Here is a 22,878-nt window from a genome sequence, read left to right as displayed (position 1 = left end):
CTTTTAAATGCGTCCTAATAATAAGATCATCAGCAGTAGGTTGCACCTCATGATAGGAAATAAACGGAAGACCAAAAAATAGAATGAAATGGCCAACTACTGAAAGTAGTAAGGCTGCAGCAATAATTCGTAGAGATTTAAAACGGGGTAAATTAATAATGCTGTCTCGCCCTAGCTGCAGTCTCAGGACAGACACTCCAGAAGGCGGCTACTTTTTGGAAGATTTGCAGTTAGATAGCCCATTTGATCAGCCAAAATGTTGCGTCCTTTCAGAATCATATCTTCATAGAGGCTCAATAAATACGGGGTGTATAGCAACCCCATTCCTGCTTGTTCTGGCGTTCTATTGCCTTTACGTTGATTGCATGGCCTGCAGGAAATCACTAAATTCATCCAGCTATATTTTCCGCCTCGGCTATTGGGAGTAATGTGCTCAGCCTCTGCTTGATTCTCATGGATGAAGTCACCGCAATATGCACATAAGCCTCGATCACGTTTGAAGAGTTTATGTTTTGTAATAACAGGCACCATATCAAAAAGATTGATCTTCGCGCTACCTTTAACGGCAATAATGGAATGAAGTTCGATGATAGATTGCATGCCGGTGGCGCGAGATATTCCGCCGCGCATTTGAAAAATGGGTTCACCTAGCGTCCACAAAACACTATTATCGGCATACTGCTTAGTAGCCTCTTCTGCAGTCACCCAACCTTGGGGAATTCCACCTGCGTCTAGTTTCAAGATGCTCAGCACAAACTCTCCTTTTTTAACAACGCCTATTGGTCGGCAGATGTTCAGTTCATACTACAGAAGAAGCCCTCAGCAATCAATCGAACTAGTCAGAAATGAACTTTAGGACCTTGGGTAGGTGGGTGGGATAATCAGTAATACCGTGATCACCGCCCTCGAGCACTAGTTGTTCAGCACCCCGATAAAAATCAACCATCTCTTGCCAATCTAGGAGTTCATCACCCTTGGCAGCCATTAAAAAATAACGTGAGGGGTTGCTTATGCTCTGGACCTGCAGCGCTTTTAATTCATCAATATATTCAGGGCGAAAATCATATGGTTCGTCAGCATCATAGGAAGTCAGCATGCCAACATGCGAAGCTAATTCTTTCGGGGCTCTTACCGCCGGATTAAGGGCTACGGCCTTGCACCCATATTTCTCAGCAAGATAATTCGCATAGTAGCCACCCAATGAGGATCCAATCACCACTAAGCGATCGTAAGCAGTGTTTTCAATATGCTTTAAAACCGTATCCATACTGTCTTTTGGTGACGCCACGAGTTGTGGGCAATACCATTGAACAGCATGGTCTTCGGTTGTTAAGGCTTTAATTGCCTCCCCCGTCATTACCGCCTTGCTAGAGCGAGGGGATGAACGAAAGCCGTGTAGATAAACAAATAATGTTAAAGACATATATTGATGATTAAGCTTTTTGTCCAATTTCAAAATTGGCCAGTTTTTCTAGAGCTCGTACCATGGCAGAATGGTCCCAAGCTTTACCGCCATGCGCTGAACATGAGTTAAATAATTCTTGCGCTGTTGCTGTGTTGGGTAGTGCTACCCCTAAAGCTCTGGCACTATTCAGGGCCAGGTTAAGATCCTTTTGATGCAGTTCAATCCTAAAGCCAGGATCAAAGGTGCGCTTGACCATTCTTTCGCCGTGAACCTCCAGGATCTTGGATCCAGCAAACCCACCCATGAGGGCTTGACGCACTTTTGCAGGATCTGCTCCAGCCTTGGAGGCGAATAAGAGAGCTTCCGCAACTGCTTCAATATTTAAGGCGACAATAATTTGGTTGGCTACCTTTGCTGTCTGGCCATCACCATTTCGGCCCACAAGATTAATATTTTTCCCCATTAACTCGAGTACAGGCTTAACCCTCTCAAAAACCGCCTCTTCACCACCAACCATGATAGAAAGAGTTGCATGCTTGGCACCAACCTCACCACCAGATACAGGTGCATCTAGGTAATCACAAGATAAAGCATTGATTTTCTGTGCAAACTCTTTTGTAGCAATGGGAGAAATAGAGCTCATATCGACCACAACCTTACCCTTGGATAATCCCGCAGCAATGCCCTTGTCTCCAAAAAGCACCTTCTCTACGTCAGGTGTATCAGGAACCATGATGAAAATAATATCGGCTTTACTGGCAACCTCTTGCGGTGAGGCACACTGCATGGCGGCTGAGGACACCAAAGCTTCTGGTACCTTACTGCGGGTATTGATAAATACCTCATGACCTGCATTCAACAGATGCCCAGCCATTGGGGCACCCATGATGCCTAAACCAACAAATCCTAACTTTAATTGATTACTCATTTTGTCTCCGTATTGTTATTTGATTGACTTCATCCAGCCCAATCCAGCTTCCGTATTGGATGCTGGTTTGTATTCACACCCAATCCAACCTTGATAGCCGATGCTATCAATGAATGCGAATAGATGCATGTAATTAATTTCCCCTGTACCGGGTTCATTGCGCCCAGGGTTATCGGCTAATTGAATATGGGCAATTTTAGAAAGGTTTGCCTCAACGGTTTTACAGAGTTCGCCCTCCATCCGCTGGGCGTGATAGATGTCATACTGAATGAACAAGTTATCAGAACCTACTTCATCCAGAATATCTAAAGCTTGATGGGTTTTAGATAGATAAAATCCAGGAATATCGAAAGTATTAATAGGCTCAATCAGAAGTTTAATATTAGCCTTTTTAAGTTCAGCAGCTGCATAACGTAAGTTCGCAACTAATGTTTTACGCAATGAGTCAGCGTCAACTCCGTTCGGCATTTTCCCAGCCAGACAATTAAGTTGATTCACACCGAGAACTTTTGCATAGTCAATCGCCTTAGTCACGCCAGCCTGAAATTCTTCCACTCGATCTGGCAGGCAAGCTATGCCACGCTCGCCAGCATCCCAGTCCCCTGCCGGCAAATTATGAAGGACTAATACCAGTTTATTTTGAACTAGCTTTTGATAAATTTCTTGCGCAGAATATGCATAAGGAAAGAGAAATTCAACTGCCTTAAAACCAGAGCTTGAGGCCTTTTCGAATCGATCCATAAAAGGTAACTCATTAAATAGCATGGTGAGGTTTGCTGCAAACTGTGGCATTTCGAATCCTTATAGGCAAATCAAAGTAGTGAGGGATCTTAACAAAAGAAGTGTATTTGGGCTCTACAGCACAATATCTCAGCATCTATGGCAATTTCACCATAAAAATAGGCTAAGATTGAATTTAGTCACTTTTACTATAAGGAAATAATCAATATGAAATATGCCCCAATTGCCTTGATGCTTGCTACATTATTTGCTGGAACATCCGCTGTGAATGCCCAATCGACTCCAGCAATGGGAACGGCCAAGCCAGCGGTAATTGATGCAGCGATTACTGATAATCACTTCCAGCTATACGAAGGTGAAGTGGTGAGGGTCGATAAGAAGACTCGCACCATTACCTTCAAAAATAAAGAGGGTGAATCTAAATTTATTGCTGGTCCTGAAATTACCAATTTTGCACAAATCAAAAAGGGTGACCGCGTTAGCGTGAGTTATGAACTAGCTGTTGCCATTGAGTTAATTAAGACTAAGAGTGATGGTGTTCGCACCAAAGTAGAAACCAATACCGTTACCCGCTCAAAGGCGGATGAGAAGCCTTCAGAAAAAATCGCGAATACAACAACTATTGTTGCGGATATTGTTGAAGTTAATCGCGAAAAAAAACTGGTATCGGTAAAAGGGCCTAGCGGCAAAATCACCGTTGTAACTGTCAAAAATCCCGCGTTACTAGCAGATGTTAATGTTGGTGAGCAGGTTAAAGTCATTTACTACGATGCAATGGCCGCCTCTATCACAACTCCTAAAAAGTAAATATCGATGATCAGACTATTGCTGGCTTTGCAACTAATTGCCTCGGCCGTCTATTATTTAACGTCCCCTTTTAACTTAAATGCCGCAATAGTCTTTTTCTGGCTTATTAACTCTGCTTCATGCGCACTTTTGATACTTCACTATCGCCAGCTTTATGGGGATCTAAGCCCTAAGATCAAAAAAATACGTTTAGTCTTTACCTTAACGTTGATCTTTGTGGAAATAGCCATTAATGCAACTGCCGATTCCTATGCGGCCGATAACTTTCATGGCTTTATAAGTGATTCCGAGGTGCTATTAACTGGGATGTCGCTAGGCGCACTCTGGCATTACGAACTCACCAAGAGGCTTACCAAAGCCTCTTAAATTAGCCAACTTCTCTTGCCAACAAGAGGGATACATTTGACCCACCGAAAGCAAATGAATTTGACATTGCATACGGAATAGGTAATTCCAACGATTTCTCAGGCAGGTAATTCAGATCGCACTCTGGGTCTGGCACTTTTAAGAACGCAGTACCAGGGGCAATATTGTTTTGCATGGCTTGCACGGTAATTAATAACTCAAGCGCGCCTGCAGCCCCCAATGTATGCCCATGTATTGCTTTGGTCGAGCTAATATGAAGGCTTCTTGCTAAGTCATCACCAAATGCCGCCTTAATTGATTGCGTTTCGGAAATATCTCCAACACCGGTGGCAGTGCCATGAGCATTGATATAGACAATCTGCCCCGGATTTACTTGTGCATCCTCTAAACTTAAACGCATTGCCCTAGCCTGTCCCATAAAATCAGGTTTGGTAATATGCATTGCATCTGATGAAGATCCGTAACCTACAATTTCAGCAAGAATATTAGCCCCCCGTTTTTGAGCATCCTCTAGATTCTCCAGAATTAATGCAGCTGCACCTTCGCCCAATACAAGCCCACTTCTATTTTTTGAAAATGGTTTGCAAGAACTGGCAATATTTTCCTGGTCTGGGTTGGCCAATGTTCGCAATGCCTCCCACGCCTTGAGAGGGCCTGCATTAAATAGACTCTCAGCACCGCCTGCAATCGCACGCCTGCAATAACCATGCTTGATGCTTCGATAGGCCTCTCCAATGGCATGCGCAGAAGAAGCGCAAGCTGTTGAGTAGGTGAGAGACGGGCCTTTAAAGCCGGACTGCATGGATAGCAAACCAGTAGCGCCATTTGCCATTGCGCCAATCACTGTAAAGGGTCTGGCGCGATCCTTACCCTTCAGGAAAAGATCTTGGTAAGTATTGTCTAGGGCGCCAGACCCACCAAAACCCGTTCCCCAGTAAATACATGAGCGCTCTAAATCCTCTTGAGATAAACCATTAATGCCAGCGTGCTCAAGAGCCTCGTTTGCCACAAGCCATGATAGATGAGCAACTCTATCAAACATCCCCAAGGTGGAGGCTTCTAGGTTAAGCATATAGGGTTCTGATATAAGGGCGGCGCATGCAAGATCGACAGGAATGGCAGTTGCTCTATTAAATGCAGCGATACCAGAAGTGCAGGCAGTCGCTTTTTGAAATTGGGCAACAGCACCTATGCCCAGCGCTGAAATTGCACCTAGGCCAGTAATAACGACTCGGTGCTGCCCTATATTCAATTTACTGTGCCGAATCTATTAAGGCAGCGACGTCGGCCAAGGTGTCTACTTTGGCATCTTCATTGAGGACGCGAACTCGGAAGTGATCTTCTAAGTCAAAAATCAATTCAATCTTGCCAAGTGAATCTATCCCTAAACTCTCCAGGGTAGTTTCTGGAGTTAATTCGTCAAGATTTTTGTCGAACTTTTCTGCCACTAACTCAAGTAGGGCTGAAATGGTAGTCATTGTGTTTTCCTCTTTAATTGATTCAATATTCGGTTGTCACGATGAAGCAAGATGAGATATCTAGACTCGGATACCAACAGTAGTAATTTGGATTTAAATCGCTCTCGTTGCAAGATTTCAATTAAGAAAATGGCGGCACTACCAAAAAAAAGATTAATCAAATAACGCTCTAGCTCATCCAATGTCAAAGTGAATACTCCAAAAGGAGGTACGAAGTAGAAATTGGCGTATAGACTTGAAATGAGAATAAAAATAGAGGCAGGTTTATATCCAAAGTAATACGCAATGAACGTTGCCGCAAGGAAATAAAATTTATAGGGGTGATTGGTAGAAAAATTCAACCCAAGAGTATTGAGAATGGATGAAATAACAAGAAAAATGAGAATGCAGTATAAAAGTGCATCCAAAGGGCTATATATTGACCAGTTTTTTGCGTTACGAATCTGCATATTGAATTTGTCTCAAAAGGTCTAGAATATAGTTATGAATGACCTGGAAATGAATATAAATCCCTCCCCCCTAATTATACTATTTCACGGACTATCCTCATCGCCGCTTGAGTTCAATTTCTTAAGCTCCCAACTCAAGGCCAGCGGTTACCGAGTCTTTACGCCGACTATTCCGGGTTATAGCTTTGGAGGGACCTCCTCTAAGTGGAAATATTGGCTTGAAAATGCTGTAGAACAAGTTAAAAAATTACAGTCCGAAGAGGCCCAACCTGTCTGTCTTGGCGGTATCTCACTAGGGTCGACCCTAGCTCTGGCAGTTGCATCTCAATTGCATGGCATACATGGTGTTGTTGCTCTTTCTACGACCCTAAAATATAACGGTTGGTCTATGCCCTGGTATCGCCCATTAATACCCTTTGGAATGATGCTCGGGCTTGGTGATCTCTACAAATACCGAGAGCGAGATCCTTTCGGTATTAAAAATAAGCAAATTCGGGCCTACATAAAAAAAATCATGTCTAGTGATGAGATATCCGCTGTTGGTGGCTCCTATATGAGCTTGCGTCATATGTATGAAGGTAATAAATTGTGTCGATACACCATCAAAAACCTTCCAAAGGTTGTCTCATCCATCCTGACCATTCATGCAATTGATGATGAGATTGCCAATACTTTTAATGCGAGGATGGTTGGTGAGCTCACCAATCCCCCATTGAAGCGACAGATTTATCTTGGCAATAGTTATCACATGATTACGGTTGACAATGAACGTGAGACCGTAGCGGCAGAAATGATTAGCTTTCTTGATCGGATCTACAGCAATCCCAATGGGGAGCATTTCAATGAAAAAATTGTTTCTCCTGAGTTACAGCGTTTTTTACGTAATCAAGAGCGAGATATACGCTCTACTAATGACTAAAAGTTTAAGTAATCAACGCCTACCTTTTTCAAGTGAATAGTGCTCTAGCTTTTGCCATTTCCCTGCTGCTATTGTTTCTCCTGAGCTATTGGGAGAGACGTTACCCACTGTACCTTTATGAGTTAGATCGCCCATGGTTTAAACGGCTACTGATACTGGCTATTTTGGGTATCTCCATGACAGCTCTGATTGGCTTTTTGGTTGAACCCTATTTAATCAGGCTGACCCTCTTTCCTGTTTTAAGTCACTTTTTCCAATCCAAGCCAAATTGGCTCAATGGTCTGATCTCTTATTTTTGCATTACCTTTTTGGTTTACTGGTGGCATCGTCTCCGCCATCATAATAATTTAGCCTGGAGGATCTTCCATCAAATTCATCACAGCACTCACCGACTACAGGCTATTACAGCGTTTTACGCCCATCCATCCGACTTCATAGCAAATTTATTGATCATTAGCCTTGTTAGTTACGCTCTTCTGGGACTGAATATTGAGTCAGCCTCTTGGGCGACATTGTGGGTTGCTTTTTTTGAGTACTGGGAACATACCAATATCCGCACACCACACTGGCTTGGCTACTTTATTGCCCGCCCTGAAATGCACCGCATTCATCACGAGCGAAATCGACACACCAATAATTACGGCCTACCTATTTGGGACATGTTGTTTGGTACCTACGAAAATACTCTACGTCAAGTGGAATGCGGATTTGAAGAACAGCGGGAAGAATTGTTAAACCAAATGCTTGCCTGCAAGCAATTAGAATAGAAAAAGCCCCCTTATGCAGGGGGCTTTTAATTGTCTTGGCGGAACGGACGGGACTCGAACCCGCGACCCTCGGCGTGACAGGCCGATATTCTAACCAACTGAACTACCGCTCCAAAATGCATCGAGAAACACTACATCATACTTCTTTACTGCAACCAGAAGAATCTGGCGTCCCCAGGGGGATTCGAACCCCCGTACTCACCGTGAAAGGGTGATGTCCTAGGCCTCTAGACGATGGGGACCTGGACTACAACAACTACTATTTTAAATGCTTGGTGGAGATAAGCGGGATCGAACCGCTGACCTCTTGCATGCCATGCAAGCGCTCTCCCAGCTGAGCTATACCCCCGAAATCTCACGATAAAACTACAAGACACTCAAAACAATCCAAGATTTTATCCTATTTTTGTACAAGTGCGCAAATTCTCTAGTGGATTACCTTAGAAAGCCTTTGGATAGCCGCTTCTTTGCCTAATACCACTAGCACTGAATCGATTGCAGGGGTTTGTGTAGTGGCAAATAATGCATACCTAACCGGCATTGCTAATGCGGGCATTTTTATTTGATGCTTAGACAAAATCTGCTTAAAAGAAGCAGCGTAAGCTTCCTTAGTAGACTCTGCTAACTCAAGTGCCTCAACCAAATCTTTTAATGCAGGGATGACTGCCTCAGGGATGTTTTCTTTAATCTGCTCTAGAGTTAAAGAAGGGGCCGGCGAGTAAAATAATTTTGCGCCCTCTGCTATTTCAATCAAAGTATTTGCGCGATCTTTTAATAGGCTTACAACTTGAATAAAATCCGGACCGGATTCCGTATCAATTCCGATCTCAAGGGCGAATGGTTTTGTTGCGGCAGCCAATGCAGATGAATCAGCATTTTGAATATATTGGTGATTGAGCCAAAGCAATTTTTCTGGATTATGTTGTGCCGGTGAGCGCCCCAAACTTTCCAAATCAAACCAATCGACAAACTGTTCTTTGGTAAATACTTCAGCATCGCCATGAGACCAGCCTAGGCGTGCTAAGTAATTGAGGATTGCCTCAGGAAGGTATCCTGCTTTCTGATAATCGCGCACACTCATTGCACCATTGCGCTTGCTCATCTTTTCACCTGCGCCATTAAGGACGGTAGGTAAGTGAGCGTAAATAGGTGGCACTCCGCCAAGCGCCTTCATGATATTGATCTGCCTTGGAGTATTGTTTACATGGTCATCACCCCGAATGACATGGGTAATATTCATATCTAAGTCATCTACCACGACGCAAAAGTTATACGTTGGCGTGCCATCTGGTCTGGCAATAACTAAGTCATCTAACTCGTCATTGCTGATTTCAATTTGACCTTTGACAGCATCATTCCAAATAACGGACCCACCAATTGGATTCTTAAAGCGGATTACTGGGCTTACACCCTCAGGAACGGGCGGCAATGTTTTGCCAAGCTCAGGCCTCCAAAGTCCGTTATAGCGTGGCTTTTCTTTATTTGCCATTTGCTGATCACGGAGTTTATTGAGCTCTTCTTCGCTCATGTAGCACGGATAGGCCAATCCAGAATCCAGCATTTGTTTTACTACTTCACGATATCGATCAATACGCTGCATCTGATAGATCGGACCTTCATCCAAATCGAGGCCGAGCCACGCCATTCCTTCGATGATGACGTCTACCGCTTCCTGTGATGAACGCTCAAGGTCAGTATCCTCAATACGAAGAATGAAGTCGCCTTTATTGTGGCGTGCAAAGGCCCATGGATACAGAGCGCTGCGAAGATTTCCCAGATGAATGAAGCCCGTGGGACTTGGGGCGAAACGTGTACGAATATGCATAAATCGCATTATCTCAGGTCGGGCTTGCTGAGACTAAAACCGAAAAAAAGTGGATACTTTGCCCTATGAATGAATTACTAGTCTTTATGTGCGATGGCGCCCCAGTTCGTGGGGAAATTGTGTCCATTGGGAGCGCCTGGCAGGCCGTTTTAGAGCGTCGTAATGACCCTCCTGCCGTCCGTCGGATTCTGGGCGACTTTGTTGGTGCAGCCACCCTTCTAAGTGCTAGCCTTAAATTTGATGGAACCCTCGTTATTCAAGCGCAAAGCAAGGGCCCTATTCAGCTTCTGGTTGTGGAATGTAAGTCTGATTTATCCATGAGGGCTACAGTCAAACTCTCAGTTGACCCCTCTGAAATAATACCCGACGCAACATTAGCCGATCTTCTGGATGTGAGGGGGAGCGGAAGATTGGTGATCACCTTAGATCCAGCCGACCGTGAGCCGGGGCAAGCCCCCTACCAGGGCATCGTAGCGCTACAAGATCATCAAGGCGCAGTCATTAAGCCGGTCAGCAGCGCTGCAGAGGCTATAGCCCTGTATATGCAAAACTCCGAACAATTAGACACGCGCATTTGGCTTGCTTCCAGCGATACCCATGTTGGCGGCTTATTGCTACAGCGCTTACCAAATTCTGGGGGTCATGCACATATAGATCCGCAGGTTGCTACTGAAGGCTGGTCACGCATTCAAACCCTTGGGGAAACAATCACTAACGAAGAATTATTAACGCTTCCACCGGAAACTATTTTGAGGCGTTTATTTTTAGAAGAGTCCGCCGAAAATGGTGTACGCAGCTTCCCTGCTCGCCCCATTCGTTTTGCCTGCAGATGTTCTCGCACTAAGGTTGCGGATATTTTGCGGATGCTTGGTGAAGAAGAGGTTCAAAGCATTCTTGCGGAGCAAGGATCCGTGGAAACTATCTGTGATTTCTGTGCAAAACCATACCGCTTTGATGCGGTTGATTGCCTGCAGGTATTTAAAACTGATTTATTGAGTGATGCTACAAGGCCGCCATCTAGCGGTCACTAAAAAGTTACTGTTTTGTGGCTTGGGAAGTTGATGTCTTATCCGCTGGCAAGATTTGCACGAAAAACTCACCCTCTTTAATTAGACCATGCTCAACACGAGCCCGCTCTTCGATAGCTCGAGTGCCGTCTTTCAGATCTTTAACATCGCCAGATAGCTTGGCATTGCGAAGAGCCAAGAGACTATTTTTAGCCTCTTGAAGCTCTACCTGTCGCTCCATCTCGTAAACCTTTAGCCATCCACCCTTACCCAGCCAAAGTGGGTACTGGATTGCTATTAGCAATACCAGCATGGAGTAGATGACGATCCGCATAAGCTATTAAGAACTCTGAGTTAGCGTTTGAGGTTATAGAAAACAGATTTACCTGGATAGGTTGCAACATCACCCAAATCCTCTTCAATACGCAACAGCTGATTATATTTAGCAATGCGATCGGAGCGAGATAAAGAACCGGTTTTAATTTGACCTGCGTTAGTGCCAACGGCAATATCTGCAATGGTGCTGTCTTCGGTCTCTCCAGAGCGATGGGAAATCACAGCAGTGTAGTTTGCGCGCTTAGCCATCTCAATAGCAGCAAATGTTTCTGTCAATGTGCCAATTTGATTAATCTTAATCAAAATAGAGTTGGCAATGCCTTTGTCTATTCCTTCTTGGAGGATGCGGGTGTTTGTAACAAACAAATCATCACCAACCAATTGAATTTTCTTACCAAGCTTTTTGGTAATGTCAGCCCAACCATCCCAGTCACCCTCATGCATGCCATCCTCAATCGAAACGATTGGGAACTGGTCTGTTAAGTTACCAAGGTAATCAGAGAACTCGCTTGAGCTTAATTGGAGACCTTCTCCTGACAAGTGATATTTGCCATCTTTGTAGAACTCACTAGCAGCGCAATCTAGGGCCAATAGAACATCTTCACCTGCCGTATAGCCTGCACCCTCAATTGCCTTCATGATGGTCTGCAAACATTCGTGATTACTCTTAAAGTTTGGCGCAAAACCACCCTCATCACCAACAGTAGTTGGCATACCTTGAGCGCCTAAGATCTTTTTTAGCTCATGGAAAATCTCTGCACCACAACGAAGTGCGTCACGGAAGTTTTCGGCGCCAACTGGCATCACCATGAATTCTTGAATATCCAAACTGTTATTGGCGTGAGCACCACCGTTCACGATGTTCATCATAGGCACTGGTAACTGCATACCGCCAGAACCGCCAAAATAACGATATAAAGGCAGACCCGCTTCTTCAGCTGCTGCTCTGGCAACGGCCATAGAAACTGCAAGTGTTGCATTTGCACCTAAGCGTGCTTTGTTATGAGTGCCATCTAATTCAATCAGGGTGCGATCAAGAAAGGCTTGTTCACTTGCATCAAGACCAAGAATGGATTCTGCAATCTCAATATTGATGTTTTGAACAGCCTTGAGAACGCCTTTACCCAAGTAGCGTGACTTGTCTCCATCGCGCAACTCAATTGCCTCACGAGAACCTGTGGAAGCTCCAGAAGGTACCGCCGCACGACCCATAACGCCTGACTCAAGCAAAACATCGCACTCAACTGTTGGGTTGCCGCGTGAATCTAGAACTTCTCTACCGATAATGTCAACAATGGCGCTCATGCACCTTCTCCTTAAAACAATATGAAGTGGATTTTTATAATTTACTTAAAGCTGTCTTCTAAAAAACTTCCGGATGATTTAACGGCTCCATCGATCGCTACCAAGGACTCAAGTAGCTCTCTCATGCGATCTAAAGGAACAGCATTCGGTCCATCGGATAATGCTTTTGCTGGATCAGGATGGGTTTCCATAAATAGGCCGCTAATGCCGACTGCTACAGCAGCACGCGCCAAAACGGGTACGAATTCACGTTGACCGCCGCTAGAGTTGCCTTGACCTCCAGGCAATTGAACTGAATGAGTAGCATCAAATACTACTGGTGCATTGGATTCACGCAAAATTGCCAAGCTACGCATATCTGAAACCAGGTTGTTGTAGCCAAAGGAAGCTCCACGTTCGCACACCATAAATTGGTCTGGAAGATTTTTTTCACCTGCAGCCACTCGAGCCTTCTCAATAACATTCAACATCTCGTGCGGCGAAAGAAACTGACCCTTCTTAAAATTAACCGGCTTGCCACTTTGCGCGCAGGCGCGAATGAAGTCGGTTTGTCTGCATAAAAAAGCTGGGGTCTGCAATACATCTACAACGCTAGCTACGGCAGCAATTTCGCTGATGTCATGAACATCTGTAAGTACAGGAACATCAACTTGCTTTTTAACCTTAGCCAAAATCTCTAAGCCCTTTTCCATACCTAAACCTCGAAAAGACGTTCCTGATGAACGATTGGCTTTATCAAACGACGACTTGTAGATAAAGGGGATCTTTAGAGCAGAAGTAACTTCTTTCAATTGACCCGCAATATCAATAGCTGATTGCTCGGACTCAATGACACAGGGGCCAGCAATTAAAAAGAAACGCTGATTTAGACCGACATCAAAGCCACACAACTTAAATGCGCTCATATTCTTCCTTTAGGCAGCCTGCTTTTCAGCGGCTGTTTGGTGCTCAAGTGCAGCGCTAATAAAGGCTGAGAACAATGGGTGCCCATCCCGCGGTGTTGAAGTAAATTCAGGGTGAAACTGCACACCGAAGAACCAAGGATGCATAGATGTTGGTAATTCCATCATCTCCGGCAACTCTTCATTAGGGGTTCTAGCTGAAATAATCAAACCAGATTTCTCTAGCTGAGGTACGTAGGTGTTGTTTACTTCATAACGATGACGATGACGCTCATTCACCTCCGGACCGTAAATGCGATGGGCTAAGGTTCCAGCTTTAACCGGACAGCGTTGAGACCCAAGACGCATAGTACCGCCCAAATCAGAGTCGTTAGTACGCTTCTCTACTCGCCCTTCTCTGTCTAACCATTCGGTTATCAGGGCAACAACAGGCTGTTCAGACTGAGGATCAAATTCGGTGCTATTAGCTTTTGTGAGGTTCGCTACATGGCGTGCAAATTCAATCACAGCCAATTGCATACCCAGGCAAATACCCAAATAAGGAACGTTATTTTCACGTGCATAACGAATGGCAGCAATTTTGCCTTCAGTGCCACGTTTACCAAAGCCACCGGGAACCAAGATAGCGTCGAGATTTTGTAGGCAGCCGATACCATCTTTTTCAATGACTTCGGAATCGATGTAATTAATATTGACGCGAGTATGCGTATGAATGCCTGCGTGACGCAAGGCTTCAATCAGTGATTTGTATGACTCCGTTAGTTCCACATACTTACCAACCATACCAATGGTCACTTCGTGTTGTGGGTTTGCCATTTCATAAACTAGTTTGGCCCATACAGAAAGATCTGCTGGCTTCGCTTTGAGGTCTAGTTGACGGCAAATTAAATCATCCATGCCTTGAGCTTGGAGCATCTCAGGAATCTTATAAATCGTATCTACATCCCAAACTGAAATCACCGCTTCTTCACGTACGTTTGAGAATAAAGAAATCTTTGCACGCTCATCTTCTGGGATTGGTCGATCAGCACGGCAGAGCAATACTGTCGGCATGATGCCAATTTCACGAAGCTTCTGAACAGAGTGTTGCGTTGGTTTAGTTTTTAACTCGCCGGCGCTATGGATATAAGGGACGAGAGTCAAATGAACAAAAGCGCAATCATGCAAAGGTAGTCGCAAGCTCATCTGTCTTGCGGCCTCTAAGAACGGTAGTGATTCGATATCACCAACGGTACCGCCGATTTCGCAAATAGCAACATCTGCTTTGCCATCATGACTAGCTTTAGCGCCACGCTCTATAAAAGCTTGGATTTCATTTGTAATGTGCGGAATAACTTGTACTGTTTTTCCAAGATACTCGCCGCGACGCTCTTTGCTGATGACTGACTCATAAATCTGGCCAGTGGTGAAGTTATTACTTTTGCGCATCTTTGCAGAAACAAAGCGCTCATAGTGACCCAAGTCCAAGTCGGTCTCAGCACCATCTTCGGTTACAAAAACCTCTCCGTGCTGGAGTGGGCTCATAGTGCCCGGGTCAACGTTGATATAAGGGTCTAATTTTAGGAGGGTGACTTTCAGGCCGCGGGATTCAAGAATCGCGGCAAGCGAGGCAGCTGCGATTCCTTTCCCTAAAGAAGAAACCACACCACCAGTGACAAAAACGTATTTGGTCATCGCTTAAGCTCTGTTGGAAAAAGTAATTATAACGATAGCCATCAGGGGCGGGGGAATTTCAAAATCGTTAATATAGGATCTCGTCTACCCAAATCTAATGATTTAATACCTATGCGCCTTTTATTTGCGATATTAATCAGTATTCTCTCCCTCTTTTATTTCCTCCCTTTTGCTATTGCATTTCACAAAAAAAGGGCAAATACAGGGGCTATTTTTGCCTTAAACCTGTTTTTAGGATGGTCCCTGATTGGCTGGGTAGTTGCACTGGTTTGGGCCCTCAAAGAAGAGCAAGTTGTGTAATTGACCCATTTTTCAGGTCATGGGTCTCAATAAAGCCCTAATTTCGGTTAATTTGCCGATTTTTTAGGGTTTAAACTCTTATATAAGACTTGATTTAGCAACTATAATTTGGCAAAACGGGAGAGAATTCCCTTTTGGCCTTTCTATTGATCACCTTTACCTCATAGGAAACATAATGTTAGAAGCCTATAACGCCCTCGCCGCTGAACGCGCAGCCCTCGGTATTCCAGCCCTACCCTTAACAAAGGATCAAACCTCTGAACTGGTGAAGTTGCTGAAAAACCCACCCGCTGGTAAGGAAGCTGAGCTACTTGAATTAATCACAAACCGCGTTCCTGCTGGTGTTGACGATGCAGCTAAAGTTAAAGCTGAGTTCTTAGATGCTGTTGCCAAAGGTACAGAAAAATCCCCATTAATTTCCCGCGTACGTGCTACTGAACTTTTGGGCACGATGCTGGGTGGTTACAACATCAAACCTTTAGTAGAGCTTTTATCTGACTCTGAGTGTGGTGTTGCTGCTGCCGAAGCGCTCAAGAAAACACTCTTGATGTTTGATTATTTCAACGACGTTCAAGAGCTTGCTGAAAAAGGCAATGCAAATGCTAAAGCGGTAATGCAAAGCTGGGCCAATGCAGACTGGTTTACTAGCCGTCCTGCAGTTCCAGAGAGCATGAAGTTAACTGTTTTCAAGGTAACAGGTGAAACTAATACCGATGACCTTTCTCCTGCGCCTGACGCATGGAGCCGCCCCGATATTCCGCTGCACGCAACCATCATGCTCAAGAACCCCCGTCCTGGCATTGAGCCAGATGAGAGTGGTGTTCGTGGGCCGATGAAGCAAATCGCCGCTCTCCAGAAAAAAGGCAATCAAATTGCCTACGTTGGAGACGTTGTTGGTACAGGCTCATCACGTAAATCTGCAACGAACTCTGTTCTCTGGTGGACAGGTCAAGATATTCCATTCGTACCAAACAAGCGTTTTGGTGGTGTGTGCTTAGGCACCAATATTGCCCCGATCTTCTTCAACACAATGGAAGATTCTGGAGCATTGCCAATCGAATTAGATGTTTCTCAAATGAATATGGGTGATGAGATTGAACTTCGCCCGTACGAAGGAAAAGTATTTAAAAACGGTAAGGAAATCACTACTTTTGCATTGAAGTCGCCCGTCATTCTGGATGAAGTACGCGCTGGCGGACGTATCCCTTTAATCGTTGGTCGTGGCTTAACCGCTAAAGCACGTGCTGCCTTGGGCTTGCCTGCTTCTACTGAATTCCGCCTTCCGGTTAATCCTGTTGATAACAAGAAGGGCTTCAGCTTGGCTCAAAAGATGGTTGGTAGAGCATGTGGCTTACCAGAAGGCCAAGGCGTTCGTCCCGGTACTTACTGCGAGCCGCATATGACTACTGTTGGCTCACAAGACACCACAGGCCCAATGACGCGCGATGAATTGAAAGACTTGGCTTGCCTTGGTTTCTCTTCTGATCTCGTAATGCAGTCGTTCTGTCATACCTCAGCTTATCCAAAACCTGTAGATATTCGCACTCAGCATGAGTTGCCGCCATTCATGACAAATCGTGGTGGTGTTGCCTTGCGACCAGGTGATGGTGTGATCCATAGCTGGTTGAACCGCTTACTCCTCCCGGATACCTGTGGAACAGGTGGCGATAGCCATACTCGTTTCCCAATCGGCATTTCTTTCCCGGCTGGTTCAGGTTTAGTTGCCTTTGCCGCAGCTACAGGTGTGATGCCATTGGATATGCCCGAGTCTGTATTGGTGCGCTTTAAAGGCAAGATGCAGCCTGGCATCACTTTACGTGATCTAGTAAATGCCATCCCTTTATATGCAATCAAAAAAGGTTTATTGACCGTCGAGAAACAAGGCAAGAAGAATATTTTCTCTGGCCGCATTCTTGAAATTGAAGGTCTACCTGAACTGAAAGTTGAGCAAGCATTTGAATTGTCTGACGCTTCTGCTGAGCGCTCTGCTGGCGGTTGTACAGTTCACTTGAACAAAGAGCCAATCATTGAATACATGACATCAAATATCACCTTGATGAAGTGGATGATTGCTAATGGTTATGAAGATAAGCGTACGCTTGGTCGCCGTATCAAAGCCATGGAAGCTTGGATTGCTAATCCACAACTTCTCAAAGCTGATGCGGATGCTGACTATGCAGAGATCATTGAAATTAATATCGATGAAATCAAAGAGCCTATCCTTGCATGCCCTAACGATCCGGATGATGTGAAAGTATTGTCTGAAGTAGCTGGCGATAAGATTGATGAAGTGTTTATTGGTTCATGCATGACCAATATTGGCCACTTCCGCGCAGCTGGTCAGGTGCTACAAGGCAAGAAGGATATGCCAACCCGTTTATGGGTAGCACCTCCAACCAAGATGGATGCCATGGTCTTGATGGAAGAAGGCTACTACGGCATGTTAGGCGCAGCTGGTGCCCGTATGGAAAGCCCGGGCTGCTCACTTTGTATGGGCAACCAAGCACAGATCCGCAAGGGCTCAACAGCTGTATCGACCTCTACTCGTAACTTCCCTAACCGCCTTGGTATCGACACTCGCGTGTATTTGGCTTCTGCTGAATTGGCTTCTGTTGCCGCCCTCTTGGGTCGCCTACCTACTCCTGCTGAGTATTTGGAGCAAGTGAAGGCACTTGATGCTAAAGCTGGTGATGTTTATAAATATATGAGTTTTGATAAGCTCAAGTCATTTAGCGATGTTGCAGATACTGTGACTGTGTAATACGCAATACGCTCAACCTAGCAATAGGTTGAACAGCAAAAAAGGCGATCAAACGATCGCCTTTTTCTTTTGCTTCGAAGTATTAGATCGAGAGCTTATTTTCTTGTCGGACATTCTCCCGACTAATGCCTGAGACCCATTTATTGGTAGGAAGCCCGGTTTTTTCAAGAATCAGTTTTGCTCGTTTTGAGACATCCCTCCATTCCGCCTCGAGCTTAGGCCCTTTGAATCCAATCGCCACGACGTTGCAATCATGAGACTCTGGAAATAAGAGCACTCTATTATTAAAGGCTTCGCAGATATTCTTAAGGTTTATATCAAAGCTTTTGTGTCGCGAGAATAAATTCACCGTCATGACGCCGGGTCCTTTGAGAATATCGTAGCAACCTTTATAAAAATCCAAAGAGCTTGCCGCAGGGCCATCGCATATCGCATCATGCAAATCAACCTGAACAGCATCAAAGCAGTCTTGATACTTTTTATTCTTGACGAATAGTTTTGCATCAGCCTGTAGAGTTTCTAAGCGGCGATCATCGTCAGGTGTAAAAAACATAGATCTTGCAGAAACAATTACAGCGGGATTGAACTCTACTACGGTAGTTTTCACAGCTGGGCAATATCGATGTTGAAATTTAGTTAATGCGCCAGTGCCTAAACCTAGCTGGGCTATTCGCATGCCGGGCTTAGTTTCCAAAAATAATAGCCAGGCCATCATCTGCTGGTTGTACTCTAAATAAATCTCATCAGGATCACGAATACGCATCGCACCCTGAATAGAATCCGTTCCAAAGTGAAGATAACGAACACCGCCACTTTCAGAAAAAGTGACTGGCTCCATTAATCCGTCAGCAGACAACTTAATTCGCCCAGCGACGGGCATTGCGGAATAAGCGTAGCCAAGGGCTAGCGCCATCCGGGGTATCCAACCATTCAGGCGGACACCAGCTCATCTGTACAGCTCTAAATACACGCTCAGGATGGGGCATCATGACCATAAAGCGACCATCGGGTGTCGTCACTCCAGTTAAACCATTGGGAGATCCGTTCGGATTCATTGGATAAATTTCTGTTGGGTTGCCTTGATGATCCACAAATCGGAATGAGGCCAAGCCTTGCTTTTGAATCTGTTCTAAATTGCCCTGTTGACTAAAGTTGGCAAACCCTTCACCGTGAGCAATCGCAATGGGTATTTGACTGCCTTCCATGCCTTGGGTGAATATGGAAGGCGAAGCCATTACTTCAGCCATCACTAAGCGCGCTTCATATTGCTCTGATTGATTGCGTGTAAATTTAGGCCAAGCTTCTGCACCCGGAATAATTCCTGAGAGATTGCTCATCATTTGACAGCCATTACAAACACCTAACGCAAAGCTGTCTTGACGCTCAAAGAACTTAGAGAACTGATCGCGAAGCTGTTGGTTGAACAGAATTGTTTTTGCCCAGCCCTCTCCAGCTCCCAAAACATCTCCGTAACTAAAGCCACCACAAGCAATAAGCCCTCTAAAGTCTTCTAATTTAGTCCTGCCACTGAGCAAATCTGACATATGGACGTCATAGCTATCAAATCCAGCCCAATTAACGGAATAAGCCATTTCAACATGAGAATTAACACCCTGCTCTCGCAAAATGGCTACTTTAGGGCGCGCATTCTTAGCGATAAAGGGCGCTGCAATATCTTCAGAAGGATTGAATGTGAGTTTAGGATTTATGCCTGCATCAGCAACATTGTCCAAGAGCGAGAATTCACTATCAGCACAGGCAGGATTATCACGTAAACGCGCTATTTGATAGCTAGTATTAGTCCAGATCTTTTGAAGCACTTCACGCGGCTCAGCAAAAATATTTTTAGCATCACGCCAGATTTCAATACGGCCGTTGGTATTGGGTTTGCCAATCACATGACTGTGAGCGCTTAAGCCCAACCTTCTCAATACAGCAAACACCGCATCACGATCTTCTTTACGAACCTGAATTACTGCGCCTAACTCTTCATTAAATAACGCGCGCATGGTTTGCTCATGGCGACGACCAGATACCTGTTGCGCCCAATTCTTGGCGTCACCATAATCAGGCTCTTGTCCAGCGTCCATAGCGATCATATCTACGTTAAGTGAGATGCCGCAGTGGGAGGCAAAAGCCATTTCTGCAACAGAGGCAAATAACCCACCATCAGAACGATCGTGATAGGCCAAAAGCTTATCCTCTTTACGCAGTTCAATAATGGCGGCAGCCAAAGACTTAAGATCTTCTGGGTGATCAATATCAGGCGCTGATTTTCCGGACTGATCAAGCACTTGAGCCAAGATACTTCCCGCCATGCGATTCTTGCCACGCCCTAAATCAATCAAGATCAGCTCAGTCTCTTGTGGAGATCCGTCTTTACCCTTCAACTGCAGCAGAGGCGTCAATGTTTTACGGGCATCTAGCACAGATGCAAAAGCAGAGATAATTAAAGATACGGGTGCGACTACTTTCTTGGCCTCATCACCATCTTGCCATGCGGTAGACATAGATAGAGAATCCTTGCCAACTGGAATTGATATTCCAAGCGCAGGACACAGTTCCATGCCAATCGCTTTAACGGAGTCATAGAGCTTGGCATCCTCGCCAGGAGAACCGCATGCCGCCATCCAGTTTGCAGAAAGTTTTACGCTTTCGAGGCTGGCAATATCTGCAGCCAAGAGATTGGTAATCGCCTCACCCACTGCCATGCGTGCAGCAGCTGGTGCGTCTATAACCGCCAATGGGGTTCTTTCACCCATAGACATTGCTTCACCACGATAACCCTTGTAATCCATCAGAGTAACGGCGCAATCAGCTACAGGAACTTGCCATGGACCAACAAACTGGTCTCTAGCATTAAGACCGCCAACAGTTCGGTCGCCAATCGTAATTAAGAATGATTTGCTAGCTACGGTAGGTTGTTGCATGACCCAGGCTATTGATTCCGCAAGATCAGCATCAGTTACATCCAATTCTTTGAACTCCTGGGCAACTCTTGTAACGTTGCGATGCATCTTTGGAGGCTTACCAAGCAAAACTTCCATCGGCATATCAATTGGCAGCGCCGCATCATCAGATGATGGTTGCTTTGAGTCCCTTAATTTCAGCTGACGTTCTGCGGTTGCTTCGCCAACTACCGCAAAAGGACAACGCTCACGTTCGCAAAATGATTTAAATAGATCCAAGTCCTTGGCATCAATAGCCAAAACATAACGTTCCTGAGATTCATTGCACCAAATCTCCGCAGGACTCATGCCACTTTCTTCGAGTGGAACGCTCCGAAGTTTAAATGAAGCCCCCAATCCAGCTCCATCTGCAAGCTCCGGGAATGCATTTGATATGCCACCCGCGCCTACATCATGAATAGAAACAATTGGATTGCGGTCACCCAGAGCGCGGCATGCATTAATCACTTCTTGCGCGCGACGCTCCATTTCTGGGTTGCCTCGCTGTACAGAATCAAAATCAAGATCGGCAGTATTAGTCCCGGTTGCAACAGAGCTACCCGTAGCACCGCCCATGCCGATTCGCATACCTGGACCGCCCAATTGAATGAATAGGTGCCCTGCTTTAATTGCTTTTTTTTCAGTATGAATAGAATCAATACTTCCAATGCCACCAGCAATCATGATGGGCTTGTGATAGCCGCGGCGTATGCCATCTAATGTTTGCTCAAAGACTCTGAAGTAACCACCCAAGATTGGTCGGCCAAACTCATTATTAAATGCAGCGCCGCCTAGTGGCCCCTCAATCATGATTTGTAAAGGTGTAGCAATGCGCTCAGGCTTACCGTATTTCAGATTCTCCCAAGGAAGATCTGTGCCAGGAATATTTAAATTAGATACTGAGAAACCGGTAAGGCCAGCTTTAGGACGTCCGCCTATACCAGTGGCACCCTCATCACGAATTTCACCGCCCGCACCTGTAGATGCGCCAGGAAAAGGAGCGATCGCAGTCGGGTGATTATGAGTCTCCACCTTCATAAGGGTATGGACCAAGCGCGTATCTTTTTCATAGCGTTGATCTTTGCCTTGGGGAACCCAGGTTTCCGCTTCGCAGCCAACCATGACTGCAGAGTTATCGGAATACGCAACAATCGTTCCCTCTGGTTTCAATTGGTGAGTATTGCGGATCATGGCAAATAAAGATCGCTCTTGATCATCCCCATCAATTGTCCAACTGGAATTAAAAATCTTATGGCGACAGTGTTCACTGTTTGCTTGAGCGAACATTATTAGCTCAACGTCTGATGGGTTGCGCTTGAGTCTAGTAAAGTTTTCAACTAGGTATGTCACCTCATCATCGGATAAGGCAAGACCTAATTCTTGATTTGCTTTATCGAGGGCGACCCGACCTTCAGTCATTACCGGTATACGTGTTAACGGCTTGTCTTCCAGTGATTGGTATAAAGCATTAGCGGCGTCAGTTGAATCAATCACTGCTTCAGTCATTCTGTCGTGGACCGCAGCAAGTACCAATTGCTTTTGCTCTGGTGTCAGGGCATTTTTGCTCTTCCATGAAAATTGAGCACCACGCTCAATACGCAATACGTCCAAGCCACATTGACGGGCGATGTCTGTAGCCTTACTGGCCCAAGGAGAAAGTGTTCCAAACCTCGGAATAACAATGGCACCTTGATTCTCGGTCTTACTACTTCCGAACCAAGATTTTCCTGGATGTATTTTGGAATGAAATGGCTCGCCATAGGTCAATAAACTGGCCATGACTTCTTGATCTTCGGCGTTTAGCTCAGCCTCTGACCATATGAAATGAAGGTATTGAGCTTCAATGGACTCAAGATCAACCCCTTGAGCGGCCAAAGCAGCCAAAAGTCGCTGCTGGCGAAAGGGGGAAAGCGCATCAGCGCCGGGCAAAAAGTGGAAAAAAGACATCCCTAGATTATAA

20 protein-coding genes and 3 tRNA genes are annotated in these 22,878 nt (G+C 45.2%); 6 read left to right on the top strand and 17 right to left on the bottom strand.

Annotated features, from left to right (window positions below):
• Nucleotides 1-183: 183 nt before the first annotated feature.
• The 4 genes from ICN40_RS01885 to hyi form a co-directional block, all read right to left on the bottom strand.
• Complete coding sequence (locus ICN40_RS01885) at nucleotides 184-753, bottom strand: HNH endonuclease (RefSeq protein ID WP_216241715.1); 570 nt, start codon at nucleotides 751-753, stop codon at nucleotides 184-186.
• 82 nt (nucleotides 754-835) lie between these two features.
• Entirely contained in the window at nucleotides 836-1,423 is a 588-nt protein-coding gene (locus ICN40_RS01880) for a YqiA/YcfP family alpha/beta fold hydrolase (protein ID WP_216241713.1), read from the bottom strand.
• A 10-nt stretch (nucleotides 1,424-1,433) separates the two neighbouring features.
• On the bottom strand, nucleotides 1,434-2,333 hold the full coding sequence (glxR, locus tag ICN40_RS01875; protein ID WP_216241711.1) for a 2-hydroxy-3-oxopropionate reductase: 900 nt from the start codon (nucleotides 2,331-2,333) through the stop codon (nucleotides 1,434-1,436).
• Nucleotides 2,334-2,348: 15 nt separating this feature from the next.
• Nucleotides 2,349-3,125 (bottom strand): hydroxypyruvate isomerase, encoded by a 777-nt coding sequence (gene hyi / locus ICN40_RS01870; protein WP_216241708.1) that lies wholly within the window; start codon nucleotides 3,123-3,125, stop codon nucleotides 2,349-2,351.
• 156 nt (nucleotides 3,126-3,281) lie between these two features.
• Here hyi and ICN40_RS01865 point away from each other — a divergent pair, with 156 nt between their 5' ends.
• Nucleotides 3,282-3,881 (top strand): hypothetical protein, encoded by a 600-nt coding sequence (locus tag ICN40_RS01865; RefSeq protein WP_216860702.1) that lies wholly within the window; start codon nucleotides 3,282-3,284, stop codon nucleotides 3,879-3,881.
• A gap of 367 nt (nucleotides 3,882-4,248) precedes the next feature.
• Here ICN40_RS01865 and ICN40_RS01860 read toward each other — a convergent pair whose 3' ends face one another.
• The 3 genes from ICN40_RS01860 to ICN40_RS11885 are packed head-to-tail and all read right to left on the bottom strand — an operon-like array spanning nucleotide 4,249 to nucleotide 6,174.
• Nucleotides 4,249-5,499, bottom strand: a complete 1,251-nt coding sequence (locus ICN40_RS01860; protein ID WP_216860701.1) for a beta-ketoacyl synthase — start codon at nucleotides 5,497-5,499, stop codon at nucleotides 4,249-4,251.
• 1 nt (nucleotide 5,500) lies between these two features.
• On the bottom strand, nucleotides 5,501-5,725 hold the full coding sequence (locus tag ICN40_RS01855) for an acyl carrier protein (protein WP_216241706.1): 225 nt from the start codon (nucleotides 5,723-5,725) through the stop codon (nucleotides 5,501-5,503).
• Complete coding sequence (locus tag ICN40_RS11885) at nucleotides 5,722-6,174, bottom strand: DUF4118 domain-containing protein (protein WP_216241704.1); 453 nt, start codon at nucleotides 6,172-6,174, stop codon at nucleotides 5,722-5,724. Before ICN40_RS11885 ends, ICN40_RS01855 begins: the two co-directional genes overlap by 4 nt.
• Nucleotides 6,175-6,208: 34 nt before the next feature.
• Here ICN40_RS11885 and ICN40_RS01845 point away from each other — a divergent pair, with 34 nt between their 5' ends.
• Together ICN40_RS01845 and ICN40_RS01840 are read left to right on the top strand one after the other, a co-directional pair.
• On the top strand, nucleotides 6,209-7,093 hold the full coding sequence (locus tag ICN40_RS01845; protein ID WP_216241701.1) for a carboxylesterase: 885 nt from the start codon (nucleotides 6,209-6,211) through the stop codon (nucleotides 7,091-7,093).
• Nucleotides 7,094-7,269: 176 nt separating this feature from the next.
• Nucleotides 7,270-7,860 (top strand): sterol desaturase family protein, encoded by a 591-nt coding sequence (locus tag ICN40_RS01840; protein ID WP_216241698.1) that lies wholly within the window; start codon nucleotides 7,270-7,272, stop codon nucleotides 7,858-7,860.
• 36 nt (nucleotides 7,861-7,896) lie between these two features.
• Here ICN40_RS01840 and ICN40_RS01835 read toward each other — a convergent pair.
• The 4 genes from ICN40_RS01835 to gltX form a co-directional block, all read right to left on the bottom strand.
• Nucleotides 7,897-7,973, bottom strand: a tRNA-Asp gene (locus tag ICN40_RS01835).
• A 53-nt stretch (nucleotides 7,974-8,026) separates the two neighbouring features.
• Nucleotides 8,027-8,102: transfer RNA gene (locus ICN40_RS01830), tRNA-Glu, on the bottom strand.
• A 31-nt stretch (nucleotides 8,103-8,133) separates the two neighbouring features.
• Nucleotides 8,134-8,209, bottom strand: a tRNA-Ala gene (locus tag ICN40_RS01825).
• 78 nt (nucleotides 8,210-8,287) lie between these two features.
• A complete protein-coding gene (gene gltX, locus ICN40_RS01820) occupies nucleotides 8,288-9,694 on the bottom strand; it encodes a glutamate--tRNA ligase (protein WP_216241696.1) in 1,407 nt (468 codons plus the stop codon).
• 56 nt (nucleotides 9,695-9,750) lie between these two features.
• Between gltX and ICN40_RS01815 the strand changes: the two genes are divergently transcribed.
• A complete protein-coding gene (locus ICN40_RS01815; protein WP_216241692.1) occupies nucleotides 9,751-10,716 on the top strand; it encodes an Hsp33 family molecular chaperone HslO in 966 nt (321 codons plus the stop codon).
• A 4-nt stretch (nucleotides 10,717-10,720) separates the two neighbouring features.
• On the opposite strand, the gene ftsB is transcribed toward ICN40_RS01815, so the two are convergent.
• Genes ftsB through ICN40_RS01795 form a run of 4 tightly spaced genes read right to left on the bottom strand, consistent with a single transcriptional unit; the run spans nucleotide 10,721 to nucleotide 14,909 of the window.
• A complete protein-coding gene (gene ftsB / locus ICN40_RS01810) occupies nucleotides 10,721-11,026 on the bottom strand; it encodes a cell division protein FtsB (protein WP_216241690.1) in 306 nt (101 codons plus the stop codon).
• Between the two features lie 20 nt (nucleotides 11,027-11,046).
• Complete coding sequence (gene eno, locus ICN40_RS01805) at nucleotides 11,047-12,333, bottom strand: phosphopyruvate hydratase (RefSeq protein ID WP_072582415.1); 1,287 nt, start codon at nucleotides 12,331-12,333, stop codon at nucleotides 11,047-11,049.
• Between the two features lie 41 nt (nucleotides 12,334-12,374).
• Nucleotides 12,375-13,238: a 3-deoxy-8-phosphooctulonate synthase gene (gene kdsA / locus ICN40_RS01800; RefSeq protein ID WP_216241686.1), complete on the bottom strand. Its 864-nt coding sequence runs from the start codon at nucleotides 13,236-13,238 to the stop codon at nucleotides 12,375-12,377.
• Between the two features lie 9 nt (nucleotides 13,239-13,247).
• The gene (locus ICN40_RS01795; RefSeq protein WP_216241683.1) at nucleotides 13,248-14,909 is read right to left on the bottom strand and encodes a CTP synthase; all 1,662 of its coding nucleotides are present in this window, start codon (nucleotides 14,907-14,909) and stop codon (nucleotides 13,248-13,250) included.
• 111 nt (nucleotides 14,910-15,020) lie between these two features.
• On the opposite strand from ICN40_RS01795, the gene ICN40_RS01790 reads away from it, so the two are divergent.
• Nucleotides 15,021-15,209 carry a superinfection immunity protein gene (locus ICN40_RS01790; protein WP_215322167.1) on the top strand — a complete coding sequence of 63 codons (189 nt, stop codon included), beginning with the start codon at nucleotides 15,021-15,023 and terminating at the stop codon, nucleotides 15,207-15,209.
• Nucleotides 15,210-15,384: 175 nt separating this feature from the next.
• A complete protein-coding gene (locus tag ICN40_RS01785) occupies nucleotides 15,385-17,970 on the top strand; it encodes a bifunctional aconitate hydratase 2/2-methylisocitrate dehydratase (RefSeq protein WP_216241680.1) in 2,586 nt (861 codons plus the stop codon).
• An 82-nt stretch (nucleotides 17,971-18,052) separates the two neighbouring features.
• Here ICN40_RS01785 and ICN40_RS01780 read toward each other — a convergent pair whose 3' ends face one another.
• Both ICN40_RS01780 and purL read right to left on the bottom strand, forming a co-directional pair.
• Entirely contained in the window at nucleotides 18,053-18,883 is an 831-nt protein-coding gene (locus ICN40_RS01780; RefSeq protein WP_255561088.1) for a spermidine synthase, read from the bottom strand.
• The gene (gene purL / locus ICN40_RS01775) at nucleotides 18,828-22,865 is read right to left on the bottom strand and encodes a phosphoribosylformylglycinamidine synthase (RefSeq protein ID WP_216241677.1); all 4,038 of its coding nucleotides are present in this window, start codon (nucleotides 22,863-22,865) and stop codon (nucleotides 18,828-18,830) included. The genes ICN40_RS01780 and purL overlap by 56 nt, the downstream gene beginning before the upstream one ends.
• Nucleotides 22,866-22,878 lie beyond the last annotated feature (13 nt).

This window comes from Polynucleobacter sp. Fuers-14 (assembly GCF_018882045.1).
Classification (GTDB): Bacteria; Pseudomonadota; Gammaproteobacteria; order Burkholderiales; family Burkholderiaceae; genus Polynucleobacter.
Note: the sequence above shows the minus strand (reverse complement) of the source record. Positions and strands in the feature narration are given on the sequence as shown.